This is a genomic window from uncultured Campylobacter sp., from assembly GCF_938017705.1.
Classification (GTDB): Bacteria; Campylobacterota; Campylobacteria; order Campylobacterales; family Campylobacteraceae; genus Campylobacter_B.
Genome location: NZ_CALIIS010000128.1, coordinates 47,144 through 59,110 on the forward strand (window position 1 = coordinate 47,144; position 11,967 = coordinate 59,110).

The 11,967-nt window shown below is 49.8% G+C and carries 15 protein-coding genes; 13 read left to right on the forward strand and 2 right to left on the reverse strand.

Going from position 1 to position 11,967, the window contains the following annotated elements; translation table 11 throughout:
* Both greA and Q0605_RS06490 read right to left on the reverse strand, forming a co-directional pair.
* A complete protein-coding gene (greA, locus tag Q0605_RS06485) occupies window positions 1–492 on the reverse strand; it encodes a transcription elongation factor GreA (protein WP_177388511.1) in 492 nt (163 codons plus the stop codon).
* 48 nt (window positions 493–540) lie between these two features.
* Window positions 541–1,728: a DUF354 domain-containing protein gene (locus Q0605_RS06490; RefSeq protein WP_298705261.1), complete on the reverse strand. Its 1,188-nt coding sequence runs from the start codon at window positions 1,726–1,728 to the stop codon at window positions 541–543.
* 68 nt (window positions 1,729–1,796) lie between these two features.
* Between Q0605_RS06490 and Q0605_RS06495 the strand changes: the two genes are divergently transcribed.
* The 13 genes from Q0605_RS06495 (at window position 1,797) to Q0605_RS06555 (ending at window position 11,789) form a co-directional block, all read left to right on the forward strand.
* The gene (locus Q0605_RS06495; protein WP_298705263.1) at window positions 1,797–2,297 is read left to right on the forward strand and encodes a hypothetical protein; all 501 of its coding nucleotides are present in this window, start codon (window positions 1,797–1,799) and stop codon (window positions 2,295–2,297) included.
* A 410-nt stretch (window positions 2,298–2,707) separates the two neighbouring features.
* Complete coding sequence (gene surE / locus Q0605_RS06500; protein WP_298705265.1) at window positions 2,708–3,487, forward strand: 5'/3'-nucleotidase SurE; 780 nt, start codon at window positions 2,708–2,710, stop codon at window positions 3,485–3,487.
* On the forward strand, window positions 3,480–4,148 hold the full coding sequence (locus tag Q0605_RS06505) for a tRNA threonylcarbamoyladenosine dehydratase (protein ID WP_298705267.1): 669 nt from the start codon (window positions 3,480–3,482) through the stop codon (window positions 4,146–4,148). The genes surE and Q0605_RS06505 overlap by 8 nt, the downstream gene beginning before the upstream one ends.
* Before the next feature lie 672 nt (window positions 4,149–4,820).
* Window positions 4,821–5,318: a nitroreductase family protein gene (locus Q0605_RS06510; protein ID WP_298705269.1), complete on the forward strand. Its 498-nt coding sequence runs from the start codon at window positions 4,821–4,823 to the stop codon at window positions 5,316–5,318.
* Window positions 5,319–5,320: 2 nt separating this feature from the next.
* Window positions 5,321–6,172: a ModD protein gene (gene modD, locus Q0605_RS06515; protein ID WP_298705270.1), complete on the forward strand. Its 852-nt coding sequence runs from the start codon at window positions 5,321–5,323 to the stop codon at window positions 6,170–6,172.
* Window positions 6,173–6,288: 116 nt separating this feature from the next.
* Entirely contained in the window at window positions 6,289–6,471 is a 183-nt protein-coding gene (locus tag Q0605_RS06520) for a hypothetical protein (protein WP_298705271.1), read from the forward strand.
* A 32-nt stretch (window positions 6,472–6,503) separates the two neighbouring features.
* A complete protein-coding gene (locus Q0605_RS06525; RefSeq protein WP_298705274.1) occupies window positions 6,504–6,848 on the forward strand; it encodes a substrate-binding domain-containing protein in 345 nt (114 codons plus the stop codon).
* A gap of 159 nt (window positions 6,849–7,007) precedes the next feature.
* Window positions 7,008–7,676, forward strand: coding sequence for an ABC transporter permease subunit (locus tag Q0605_RS06530; RefSeq protein ID WP_298705276.1), 669 nt, complete (start codon window positions 7,008–7,010; stop codon window positions 7,674–7,676).
* A 65-nt stretch (window positions 7,677–7,741) separates the two neighbouring features.
* A complete protein-coding gene (locus tag Q0605_RS06535) occupies window positions 7,742–8,287 on the forward strand; it encodes a superoxide dismutase family protein (RefSeq protein ID WP_298705278.1) in 546 nt (181 codons plus the stop codon).
* A gap of 399 nt (window positions 8,288–8,686) precedes the next feature.
* Window positions 8,687–9,181 (forward strand): DUF1104 domain-containing protein, encoded by a 495-nt coding sequence (locus Q0605_RS06540; protein ID WP_298705280.1) that lies wholly within the window; start codon window positions 8,687–8,689, stop codon window positions 9,179–9,181.
* A 406-nt stretch (window positions 9,182–9,587) separates the two neighbouring features.
* The gene (locus Q0605_RS06545) at window positions 9,588–10,250 is read left to right on the forward strand and encodes a response regulator transcription factor (protein WP_298705282.1); all 663 of its coding nucleotides are present in this window, start codon (window positions 9,588–9,590) and stop codon (window positions 10,248–10,250) included.
* 18 nt (window positions 10,251–10,268) lie between these two features.
* Window positions 10,269–11,366, forward strand: a complete 1,098-nt coding sequence (locus tag Q0605_RS06550) for a HAMP domain-containing sensor histidine kinase (RefSeq protein ID WP_298705287.1) — start codon at window positions 10,269–10,271, stop codon at window positions 11,364–11,366.
* Window positions 11,367–11,504: 138 nt separating this feature from the next.
* Window positions 11,505–11,789 (forward strand): hypothetical protein, encoded by a 285-nt coding sequence (locus tag Q0605_RS06555; RefSeq protein WP_298705284.1) that lies wholly within the window; start codon window positions 11,505–11,507, stop codon window positions 11,787–11,789.
* Window positions 11,790–11,967: the final 178 nt, after the last annotated feature.

Genomic DNA, 11,967 nt, shown 5'->3' on the forward strand with positions numbered 1-11,967 from the left:
CTAATTCTCAAATTTAATCGGCTTGTATTCTACGCTTAAAATTTCCACATCGCGGGTGCCGGATGGGAGCTGAAGCACCACCTCATCGCCCTCTGCCTTGCCTAAAAGCTGGCGCGCGAGCGGCGTATTGATATTGATGAGCTTGCGCGAGATGTCCGCCTCGCTAAGCCCTACGATCGTGTAGACCTCCTCCCGCTCGGTCTCCACGTCCATAAAGGTAACGGTGGAGCCGAATTTTACGCGGTCGTGCTCGTAGGTGGAGGGATCGATGATTTTACTTCGAGAGACGATATCGCTAAGCTCGGCGATGCGCGAGAGCAAAAACGCCTGCTCTTCGCGCGCTGCGTGGTACTCGGCGTTTTCTTTCAGATCGCCGTGTCCGCGCGCGATGTCGATCTGCTGCACGATGTGAGGCAGCTTCACGCTCTGGAGCTCTTTGAGCTCGGAGGTGATCTTTTCATATCCGTAAAGCGTCATTGGTTCGGTCGTCATAATCTTCCTTTCTTTTTATCAAATTATATAAGCTTTAGCCTTAAAATTTTAGCTCGCAGGCTGCGTTAAAATTTTTGCCACGTTTTCGCTGGAGCCGAATTTCAGATAATCTCGCAGCTTTTCGCTCGCAAGTTTAAATTTAGCGGAGTCGCAGCGCTCGTATGCGGCAAGTAGGTTTTGCGCGCTTACTTCGCCTTGCAAAAGCTCCTCGTGCAGAGGCTCCTCGCCCAAAAAATCAAAAATAATATTCGCAAGCCCCACGTGCTTTAGCTTTACGAGTTTTCGCGCGAGCCAAACGTCAAACGCGCGAGCCTTGTAGCACAGCACGAACGGAGTGCCGATGAGCGCCGCCTCAAGCGTCGCCGTACCCGAGCAGATGAAGGCGAAATCGCAATCCTTAAGCGTAGCAGGAGTATCGTTTGCGATGCTAAAGCCGTCCAGAGGCCCGTAAATTTCATCTCTTTGATCCATCAGATGCGGCGGGATTATTAAGGTTCGCTCGCTATTTTCAAATTTAGGCGCAAGTGCTCTAAAAATCGGCATCAGTCTTGAAATTTCAGCCCTGCGCGAGCCCGGCATAAAGGCGATCTTGCCCTGTTTTTCGTAACTTGTTTTTTGGAATTTTATCTCATCAAGCAGCGGATGCCCCACGAAAGAATACTTTGCGGTTTTGGCGCTTTGCTCGCTCGGGTGCGCAGCATTCTCTTTCTGCGCAGCGTCTTTATCTTTTGCTTCTTGTAGCGCAGCGTCTTTGCTCTCCGCTTCTTGCGACACGGCGCCTTTATCTCCCTTGCAATCCGCGCCGAAAAATTTTGCCTCAAAAGGCCAGATGGAGAGCAGATTGTCGCAAAACGCCTTCAGCTTCTCCACTCTGTGCGGCTTCCACGCCCAAACCTGCGGCAGGATATAATATGAAATTTCCGCGCGCGCGCCGCTTTCTTTGATCGCGCGAGCTAGCGGCAGATTAAACGCGGGCGAGTCGATTAAAAGCACGCGATCGCACTCCGCCGCAAGCCGCGTCATCTGCGCTATCGCACGCTTGGCTTTTAAAATTAGCGGCAAAATTTCTATAAAACCCATCGCCGAAAACTCGCTGCTTTTGTATATCGGCGAGCCCAGCTTTTCGTCAAAAATTCCGCAAATCTCGCAAGCGGGATCGAGCTTTTTAAGATGCGCTAGAACCTCTTTAAAATGCAGGTTCGCCGAGGGTTCTAGGCAAGAGATTAAATATTTCAAATTTAGCCTTTTAAATTTTTGTTAATTATAGCAAAATGTGCTAAAATTAAGCCGACAAAGGATTTAAGATGAGAAATTTTAAAATTTTAGCGCTATGCGGCGCGTTCGCGATGTTGCTGGGCGGTTGCGGCGCGGCTAAATATCAAAAGCGTCAAGTCACCGAGGATCCCGCAGTAACGGCGCGTTTTGAGGCGCTTAGTAAGCTAGGCTCGCCCGCACTCGTCGCTAAAGCCGCAGCTAGCGAGATCGCAGCAGACGTAGGCGGCACCAAGCCCCACGTTAAGGTCGCGCAGTTTGCCTTCCTCGAAGAAATTAGCGCACAAGGAAGCGATCTGATCTATGCCTACTCGCTAAGCCCCGGCTGGGCGAGCCTGAAAAGCTCCGATCGGCAAAAATATCTCAAATTGCTAACTAAGGATATTACCGAAAATGACTGCAATGCACCTAGTACGCGAGCTTTATTGCGAAGCGGAGTGCGTGAAGTGCACCGATTTTTCTACGATTATCCGAACTCGCACCTACTTGATTCGCAGGTAAGCGAGGAGATATGCCGCAAAGCAGGGTTGTAGAATATCTCGCATAATTTTATGCCGCGGATTTACATCGGCGCGAAAGCGAAATTTCGTGGTGCAAAATCTGCGATAATTTAAAAGACAAATTTTGCGGCGAGTTGCGGAGTGCGGTCGCAAAATTTAATTTAAGGAATTTCGAAAACGAAATTTAGGCGATGAAATTGCATAGCAGGCTATAAAATTTGTAGCAAAAAAAGATAAAATTTCGTAGCAAAAAGGCGGAATTTTTCTATGAATTTTGCGATTTAAGTTCGCATGGAATTTTATTGAAAAATTTGGCGCGACGGAATTCTACGCCACGCAAGCTAAGTAGCAATTTTTGCATAGTAAAGAATTAAGCGCTAAAATTTTACAGACGAAATTCCGCCCCGATAGGTCTGTTGTGAAATTTTAGCTAAAGAGAGAATATGAAAGAAATTTTAATCACTAACGACGATGGATTCGAAGCGCGCGGACTTTTGGAGCTCGCAAGCGCGCTAAGAGGGGTCGCAAACGTCACTATCGTAGCGCCGAGCTCGGAGAAATCGGCATGCTCGCACTCGCTCACGCTCACGCGCCCGCTTAGATTTGTAAAGCTCAACGACGGATTTTTCAAACTCGACGACGCTACGCCCGCAGATTGCGTGTATTTGGCACTCCGCGCGCTGTATAATCGCAAGCCCGATCTTGTGATAAGCGGCATAAATCACGGCGCCAACGTCGCGGAGGACGTGACCTATTCGGGCACGTGCGGAGGCGCGATGGAGGGGGTCTTGCAAGGCATTCCCGCGCTTGCGGTGAGCCAGTTTTACGTCGCAGACTCGCTGCAGCGGTACGGATTTGACCTCGCGTGCGAACTCACGGTTGATCTAGTGAGAAAAATTTTCAAAAACGGCTTTCCGCTGCCGCCGAAGCAGTTTTTAAATTTAAACGTTCCTGCCGTCTCAAAGCAAGATTTTAAGGGGCTTTCGGTTGCGCCCTGCGGCGAGAAGCTCTACGACACCGACGCGCAGCTAAACCGCAATCCGCGCGGGATGGAGTATTATTGGCTAGGCAAATCTACGCTCAGTTTTGATGCAAGCAAAAACGAAAATAGCGACATTTCGGTGCTTTTTGGGGGGCGGGCGACGTTAAGTCCGATCAAGCTAAATTTAACCGCGCACGAGCAGATGAGCGCGCTAGAAAGGTGGATGAGAAACGATGAGTGAAGTTGTAGTAGACCGCTTTTCGCGCTCGCGCCTGCTTTTCGGCGAGGATTTTGCAAGGCTGCAAAACGCTAAAATTTTAATCTGCGGCTGCGGCGGCGTGGGAGGAGTGGCGATAGAGGCGCTGTACCGCAGCGGCGCAGTAAATCTAAGCGTGATCGATTGCGATCGCTTTGAGATAACCAACCAAAATCGCCAGCTTGGAAGCGAGCACGTAGGCGAGCTAAAATGCGAGGTTTTCGCGCACAAATTTAAAGGCGTGACGCCGATCGCCGCTAGGATCGATGAGGAATTTTTATCGGAATTTGATCTAGCAAAATTTGATTTCGTAATTGACGCGATCGACGATGTGAGCGCTAAGATCGCGCTTGCGCTGCGCTGTAGCGAGTCTGGCGCGGGCTTCATAAGCTCGATGGGCGGCGCAAAGAGGCTTGATTCCGCTAAAATTGAAATCCGCTCAATCTGGCAGACGCAAGGCGATCCGCTCGCGCGCAAGATCAGATATGAGCTGCGAAAGCGCGGCTTTGCGGGCGATTTTGACGTCGTCTGCTCGAGCGAGCCGCCACGCGTCAAATCGATGGGTAGCTTCATGGGCGTGACCGCTAGTTTCGGGCTTTTCATCGCAAGCTACGTCGTGCGCAGGCTGATAGGCGAGCAGGCTTAACGCTTAAATTTCATAGCGCTTCGGCGCATGGCTCCGCCTAGTCGTGCTTGGCGGTTAAATTTTAGATATTTTGAGCTTTTGATCTGAGCGCGCTTTGCATGCGGTACGGCGCGGCAAGTGCTTTGCGGACGCGTGCGGTTAAAATACAAAGCGGCGAAAGTGGAATTTTACCGAGCGACGAAGATAAAATTTGCTCGGCGCGAAGGTGAAATTTCATTGCTGCGAAGGATAAAATTTTATCCGCAAAGATCGGCGCAGACTCGGCGCGAGATGAAATTTAAGGACCGCGCAAGCTACGCACGTAGGTCAATGTATATACGGCGCGCAGTTTTAACAAGCGCAGATAGCAGCCTAGGATTAAAATTTAAATACGCGGATCGCAAGCTTGCTTGTGAGCGAAATTTAAGCAAGCTAAGTTTGAGCGGATGTTCTTTGCGGCGAATTTTCATAGCAGCGCGATTTGAAATTTTATCGCGACTTTGCGCTTTTTGATGCAAGAAAAGGCGCGCTCAGGCAAGCAAAACCAAATTAGCGCGCATCGGTCGCCGCGTAGCGACTAAGCGTAAAGTGTAAGCAGGGCTCAAGCAAACGCAGCGGCAAGCTTACTTCTAAATTCCATTTTTTACCGCTCGCAAAAAGCGGAATTTAGAAATTTAATTTAAAGGAGCAGCGATGAATGAAATTTTTACACGCACGAGCGTGCGGAATTTTACCGAAAAAATGCCGAGCGACGATCAGATCGAGCTTGTGCTAAAAGCCGCGATGCAAGCCCCTAGCGCGGGCAACCAGCGCTCATGGGAATTTTACGTAGTGCGCGATCGCACCGCGCTTACGCTACTTAGCAGTGTCGGAACCTACGGCGGCTGCACGAAGGATGCGCCGCTTGCGATCGTGGTCTGCACGCGCAAAAGCGGCTTAAAATTCCAGCCCTACGCTCGCTACGACTGCGCTTGTGCGGCAGAAAATCTTTGGCTGGTGGCGCACCATTTGGGGCTTGGCACCACGTGGCTGGGCGTAGCGCCCGATATTTACGCGATGGAGCGCGTAAGAGAAATTTTGGATCTGCCTGGGCATTTAGAGGCATTTTGCATTATGCCTTTGGGCTTTCCATCTCGCGTCACAAAGGCACATTCGCGCTTTGAGCCCGCTAAAATTCACTTCGTAGGCTAGATATGTTTATTTCACAGAGTAAAATCGACGATCTAATCGCTAGCGACGGCGCGTTTTTGGACCTTACGACCGAGCTTTTACGCGGCTGCACGGATTTAAATGCGCCCGCGCGGCTTTCGATCGTAACGAGACAGGATCTGATCTTTAGCGGCGGGCAGATTGCGCGCGAGGTAGCGGCGCGCTTTGGTTGCGAGACGCAGCATCTAGCGCGCGAGGGAAGCGCATTTTGCGCGGGGGATGAAATTTTTAGCGCGCAGGGGAGCTTCGAGAGCCTGCATAAAGCCTGGAAGATCGTTCAGATCGTGTTTGAGTACTCCTGCAAAATTTCAACCTACGCGCACGAGATGGTTGCGCTGATGCGAGAGGCTAATCCGCGCTGCATGCTGGGTGCGACACGCAAGAGCTTTCCTTTTGCGAAGGAGCTTTGCGTAAATGCGCTGATAGCGGGCGGCGGAACGATGCACCGCCTGGGGCTGCACGACAGCGTCCTGTTTTTTTCAAACCACATCCGCGCGTTTGCGAGCTTTGGCGAGTTTTGCGCGCAGATTGCTAAATTTAAAGAGCGCGCGCCCGAGCGAAAGATCATGATCGAAGTGGCGAGCGAGCGCGAATTTAGCGAGCTCTTAAAATACGCACCTGATGCGATAATGTGCGATAAGATGAGCCCTAGCGAGCTTAGAGCTTGCGTTTTGAAGCGAGATGAGATGGCGCCGCAGATTAAAATTTGCGCTGCGGGCGGCATAAATAAAGCTAACTGCGCCGAGTTTGCAGCTACCGGTGCGGACGTGCTCGTAAGCTCGGCGGTTTGGAATCAGGGCGTGTGCGATCTAGGCGGAAAGATAGAATTTATCTAAATATTAAATTTTAATTATAATGTAGGCTGCGCGCCTTGGATCCGCAAAAGAGCGGGATCTATTAATAAATAAGATTATATTTTGTAAAATTCTTAAAATTTAAAAAAAGGATTTTCATGAAAAAAATTGCTTTTATTTTAGCGCTTGCGGCAAGCGTTTCGTTCTGCGCGGATCAGCTGATAATCGCGGCCGGCGGCGGATACAAAAAGCCCGTCTCGGCCGTGATCGAAAATTTGAAAAAAGAGGGCATGGACGTGGCGGGATCATTTTCAACCTCGGGGGCACGTTTGCAAATTTAGGCCAAATCACCATCCAAGCCAAAGAGGGCAAGATGGCTGCGATCGTGGGCGACGAGGCGTTTTTGAAAAAAAGCGATCTAAATATCGCCAAATTTGAACGTATCGGGCGCGGCACGCTCGTTTTAGTAACGCCGAAAAATATTAAAATAAACGACGTCTCGGAGATCGCAAAGTTTGATAAGATCGCGATGCCAGATCCTAAAAAGGCGATTTACGGTATCAGGACGAACGAGTTTTTGCAAAACGCCAAGATGGATGCGGTAAAAGATAAAATTTTAGCCGTCGCGGGCGTGCCGCAGGTGGTCGCTTACGTCATCAACGGCGAGGTGCAGGCGGGCTTTATCAACAGCACCGAAGCGGTCACCAAAAAAAGATGAGTTCGGCTCGATCATCTACATCGACGAGAGCCTCTACAGCCCCGCATATATCGACATCGCAAGGCTTAGCGCGTGCGGCGAACAGGCGTTTTGCGAAAAGGTGATGGAGGAGTTTAAATCGGATCGCTCAAAAGAGATTTTTTCAAAATTCGGTCTTAAATGAGCGATATCGTTTGGATCGCGCATCCTTTGCTTTTAAGCGTCAAAGCCCTATTTTGCAGCTTTTTGCTGCTGATTTCAATAGGGCTGGCAATTGCGTATTTTTTAGCTTTCAGCAAAGCTAAATTTAAAAGGATTGTCGAAATTTTAGTGATTTTTCCGCTCATCTTCCCGCCGATCGCGACGGGATTTCTGCTTCTTTACATCTTCGGAAAGAGCGGATTTATCGGTTCTGCGTTAAATTTAGACATCGTTTTTAACTTTTCTTCATTGGTAATCGCCGCATTTTTGGTGGGGCTGCCGCTGTTCGTAAAGCCCGTGTGTGCGAGCTTTGAGCTCTTTCCTAAAAGCCTAATCGAAGCCGCGCAAATTTTGGGCAAAAACAGAGCTCAAATTTTCCTCTTCGTAATCCTTCCAAGCTCGCTTAAAACGCTCGGCTCCGCGCTTATTTTAGCGCTCTCGCGCGGGCTTGGCGAAGTGGGTATCACGCTGATGCTGGGCGGAAACATCGTGGGCAAAACCGACACGTTAGGCCTTGCGATCTACAATGCCGTGTATGACGGAGAGAACGAGCGGGCGCTGATTTTAAGTGTTTTACTCGTGATTTTCAGCTTGATTTTATTCTTTGCGATAAGTCTTTTGGACAAAAAGCGAAATTTGTCTAATTGAAAAAAATTATTTTTAAGTATTTTTTTGATAGAATTGCAAACGCATTTCATTTTAAAGGATTTTTCATGAAGAAATTTCTAATTTCATCAATTTTAGTCGCAAGCGCCTTGATCGCTCACGAGCACGGCGATATGCAAAATTTCGACCCTAAGACGGGCAAGCACCTCGTCATCGCTATGGAGCAGCTAGGCGAGAAGGGCAACGTATCCGTCGGCGAGGTCGTAGCGGTCGAGACGAACTACGGCGTGGCGTTTTTCCCGAATTTAAAGGGTCTTGCTAGCGGCGTACACGGCTTTCACGTGCATCAAAACGCCGACTGCGGCGCGACCGAGAAGGGTCTAGGCATGAAAGCGGGCGGCCACTGGGATCCGAGCGACACCAAAAAGCACTCGTTTGCTTGGGACGATAGTGGTCACAAGGGCGATCTGCCTGCGCTTTTTGTCGATGCCGAGGGCAATGCGGTCTATCCGGTGCTAGCTCCGAAGATCAAGAGCCTAGATGAGCTAAAGGGCCACTCGCTAATGGTTCACGTAGGCGGCGATAACCACAGCGACCATCCAAAGCCGCTCGGCGGCGGTGGCGCTAGAATGGTCTGCGGCGTTATAAAATAGGCTTCGTTGCGGATGAAATTTAATCATCCGCAATCTCTAAGCATGTCCATCCTGCGGTTAAATTTACGCGACGAAATTTCGCCGTCCGCAGCGCCGAGACACGCCCGCTTTGTCGTTAAATTTACGCATGGCGGGCTTTTATACAACCTATGCAGCGCAAAATTTATGCTAAATTTACGCGCTGCGCACCTCTTGCTTTCCGCTTAAAATTTTAAAATTTAGCCTTGTTTGCGCGCATTGCGCTTCCGCTTTGTTTTTGCCGCAGCGGCGTAAAATTTTCTAAATTTAAATCAAAGCTTTAAATTTACGACGCCTAGCTATTTTGGCGGCGCGGCTTTACTTAACTTTTTCTTCACGACTTTTTTCTACAATCACGTCAACTTTCACAAAGGAGAGAGAATGAAAAAGATTGTTTTAGCAAGCGTTTTAGTTGCTGGCGTGCTGTTCGCCGCAGATTTTAGCTCAAGCACCCCCGAGCAGATCAATGCCGCAGTCGCAGGCGCGGACGCCAAGAGCTTAAGCGAAGCGGCGTTTGAGATCGATAAGCGCGCGGGCGAGCTAAGAGCGCAGGCAAGGGATCTCAAGCGCGGATTTAAAACGGAGTTTAAAAAGAAGCTGGACGCTATGAGCGTCGAGGATCGCGAGAAATTCCTAGACGAGTTTAGACAAAACTATAACGCTCAGGCTGGCAAGCTAAGCGTTGAGCAAGCAGATAGGCTGGATATCGAGCTTAAAGATCGCGGCAATTTCGGCAAATTTAAAAGGCCTGCTCACGGGTTTGGCCCGCACAGATCGCAGGCGGCTCCAGGCGAGCGCGGTCATATGCCGCATAAAGGAATGGGCGACGGCGCGGGTCCGGCAATGCCGCCAAGGGGCGATATGCCGTGCAATTAGAATGCGGGCGCCGCTCCGTGCCCTATGGCGCAGTAGTGCCGCTTACGAGCAAGCTACGTAGTTCCGCGCAGCATTTGCGCGGAATTTTGTTTTATCGAAACACGGCGCGAGAATTTTAAAATTTTAGAATTTCGTAGCGGCGGAATTTTAAAGCCCAGTGTTTTGCCTGTAAATTTTAAAATTCCGCGGCGCGAAAATTTTATATCGTAAAATTTTAGTTTCTTGTGCTGCGCCGCGCGAATAATACTAGGCGAGCAATCTTACAAGCCTAAATTTAGTAAGCATACTTTTGAGCCAAGACGCGCTGTTTCGCCATGATAAAATTTTGCCGTGAAATTTCGTAATTAAATTTTACGTGGAATTTCGCAGGGTATAATTTCAAAAATTCTACGCAAGGAGGCGGGCTATGGCAAGGGTTTTGATCGTCGAGGACGAGGGGATGCTGCTAGACATGATGTGCACCTACATGCGCAGCGCGGGGCACGAGGTAAGCGGCAGTAAAAGCTACGACGAGGCGCTCTCTTTAGCGTACGAAAAGAGCTTCGATCTGTGGATCTTCGACGTCAAAATCATCGGCGGCAGCGGCTTTGCGCTACTTCGCGAGTTGCGCGAGGCGGGGTGCGGTGCACCGTGCATTTTCACGACGTCGTTAAATACTCTGCAAGACGTCGAAAGCGGCTTTGGAAGCGGTTGCGACGACTACCTCAAAAAGCCTTTCGAGCTAAAAGAGCTCGCTCTGCGCGCGGATAATCTGCTAAAGCGCACCTTCGTCCATAACGCCGCCCTGCGCGAAAATATCGGCGGAGGTTTTAGCTTCGATATGACTCAGCGCGCGCTATATCATGCAGATAGGCTCGTGCCGATGCCGCAAAAGCAGGCGCGGCTTCTTGCTCTGCTTCTAAAAAACCGCGATAAATTCCTTAGTAAAGATGAAATTTTCGCCGCGCTGTGGGACTACGACGAGAGTCCGAGCGAGCTTAGCCTGCGCGTTTATATCGCCGGGCTGCGAAAAATTTTAGGCAAAGATCGCATCATAAACGCTTCCAAGCTCGGCTACAAATATCTTTAGGAGCGCGCCGTGTCCAAAATGCGTCAAATTCTACCGATTTTTTTGCTTTACACGCTTACTAGCGTCTTGTTTTTGGCGCTGGTAAGCAGCGTATTTTACGAGCGGGAGAAGTTTTTTATCGCGGATCGCGATGCCTTTGCGATCAGGGATTTTAAACATGGCCTAGAGGCTAAGCTTGCGCGCGGCGGGCGCCTAAATGAGGGCGATTTCGACGCTATGCAGGCATACGCGGCGGATCTGAATAGCAGCGATGAGATCGCGCGGGATTTTGAGCCGAGGGACGACGCGCCGCGCGTATATATGGAGGGATCTGGCAGGATCGAGCAGTTTAATCTCACCGCCAAGGACGGCACGGAGTACTACGTAGCGATCAAAACCGAGGCACTTGAGGGCAAGCTAGCGGCGCTGAAGCTTAAAATTTTAGCTGCGAGCGCGCTTGTTTTGGCGCTTATTTTGCTGATCGCATATTTTATCATCCGCCTTTCGCTGCGCCCGCTTTACGAAAAGATCGAGTTTTTAAACGGTTTCATCCGCGACACGACGCACGAGATAAAAACCCCGCTTAGCGTGATTTTGATGAGTATCGAGCTTTTCGATACTGATGCGAAAAAATATCTGGGCAATATCAAGGCGGGCGCAAATACGATAAACGCGCTGTTTGAAGACCTAACCGCGCTAAACTTAAACAAAAGCGGCAGCGGGCGAGAGGTAAATTTAGGCGAGCTGCTGCAAAGCCGCATAGAGTATTTCGGCGTCTCTGCGGAGCAAAAGCGCATAAATCTACGCGCCGATCTACGTCCGGTAGTCTTTTGCGCGGATGAGTTTAAGCTGCGAAAGATCATCGACAATCTGCTTGGCAATGCGATAAAATATTGTGATGAGCTCGGCTGCGTCGAGGTGAGCCTAAGCGAGCGCTCGCTTCGCATCAAAAACAGCGGCGAGGGCATCGCACAGCAAAATTTGCCGCATATTTTCGAGCTTTACACCCGTTTTGATCAGCGCAACGGCGGCTTTGGCATCGGGCTTTTTATCGTGAAAAAATACTGCGACGAGCTCGGGCTTAAAATTTCGTGCAGAAGCGAGCCTGGAGAGACGGAGTTTCGGCTGGAATTTTAACTTTACACAAATGAAATTCTGCGCGAACGAAATTTTAGCAGGCGGGCTTGCTGGGCTTAACCGCGCGGGTTTAAATTTAGCTAGCGATTCCATCCACGAAATTTGCGCTAGGTTATAATTTGACGGCGGAATTTACGCATGCAATCCGGTCGCGTCCGCAAAATTTCGCCGATCGGTTTGCAAAATACGCAGCGTAAAATTCTACGGAATTTCGCGAAATTTTATTTGGACGCGGACAAGATCGCGGTGTCTATGGATAAAATTTGCAGCAGCTTAGATAAAATCGCGCGCGACAATCGGCAAAATTCTGTAAAAATTTCGCGCCTTGTCGATTGGATCCCCACCTTGCCCTGCTATCTCATGCGCGCCGTATTCATAGCTAGTGCAAAAGGCGGTATCGTTTTGGGTTTTGATACCCAATAAAAATATCTATTCGGCTTCTCATTCTTGCCGCTCGGTGTGTTGGCGGGGACTACGCGCGGATAAATTTTGAAATTTAGGCAAGCTCCGCCCCGTCGAAGCAGAGTAGAGCTTGTCTAAAACGGGCGACGCAGCTATTTTAAGCGCATAGCCGCCCTTTAAAACGCGCACTGGCTCTTTT

Coding starts and splice junctions, on each gene's coding strand:
- Q0605_RS06540 (WP_298705280.1), top strand. CDS start 8,687: ATGAAAAAGATTGTTTTAGCAAGCGTTTTAGTTGCTGGCGTGCTGTTC.
- Q0605_RS06530 (WP_298705276.1), top strand. CDS start 7,008: ATGAGCGATATCGTTTGGATCGCGCATCCTTTGCTTTTAAGCGTCAAA.
- Q0605_RS06550 (WP_298705287.1), top strand. CDS start 10,269: ATGCGTCAAATTCTACCGATTTTTTTGCTTTACACGCTTACTAGCGTC.
- Q0605_RS06555 (WP_298705284.1), top strand. CDS start 11,505: ATGCAATCCGGTCGCGTCCGCAAAATTTCGCCGATCGGTTTGCAAAAT.
- Q0605_RS06510 (WP_298705269.1), top strand. CDS start 4,821: ATGAATGAAATTTTTACACGCACGAGCGTGCGGAATTTTACCGAAAAA.
- greA (WP_177388511.1), bottom strand. CDS start 492: ATGACGACCGAACCAATGACGCTTTACGGATATGAAAAGATCACCTCC.
- Q0605_RS06520 (WP_298705271.1), top strand. CDS start 6,289: ATGAAAAAAATTGCTTTTATTTTAGCGCTTGCGGCAAGCGTTTCGTTC.
- Q0605_RS06495 (WP_298705263.1), top strand. CDS start 1,797: ATGAGAAATTTTAAAATTTTAGCGCTATGCGGCGCGTTCGCGATGTTG.
- modD (WP_298705270.1), top strand. CDS start 5,321: ATGTTTATTTCACAGAGTAAAATCGACGATCTAATCGCTAGCGACGGC.
- Q0605_RS06545 (WP_298705282.1), top strand. CDS start 9,588: ATGGCAAGGGTTTTGATCGTCGAGGACGAGGGGATGCTGCTAGACATG.
- Q0605_RS06505 (WP_298705267.1), top strand. CDS start 3,480: ATGAGTGAAGTTGTAGTAGACCGCTTTTCGCGCTCGCGCCTGCTTTTC.
- Q0605_RS06535 (WP_298705278.1), top strand. CDS start 7,742: ATGAAGAAATTTCTAATTTCATCAATTTTAGTCGCAAGCGCCTTGATC.
- Q0605_RS06525 (WP_298705274.1), top strand. CDS start 6,504: ATGGCTGCGATCGTGGGCGACGAGGCGTTTTTGAAAAAAAGCGATCTA.
- surE (WP_298705265.1), top strand. CDS start 2,708: ATGAAAGAAATTTTAATCACTAACGACGATGGATTCGAAGCGCGCGGA.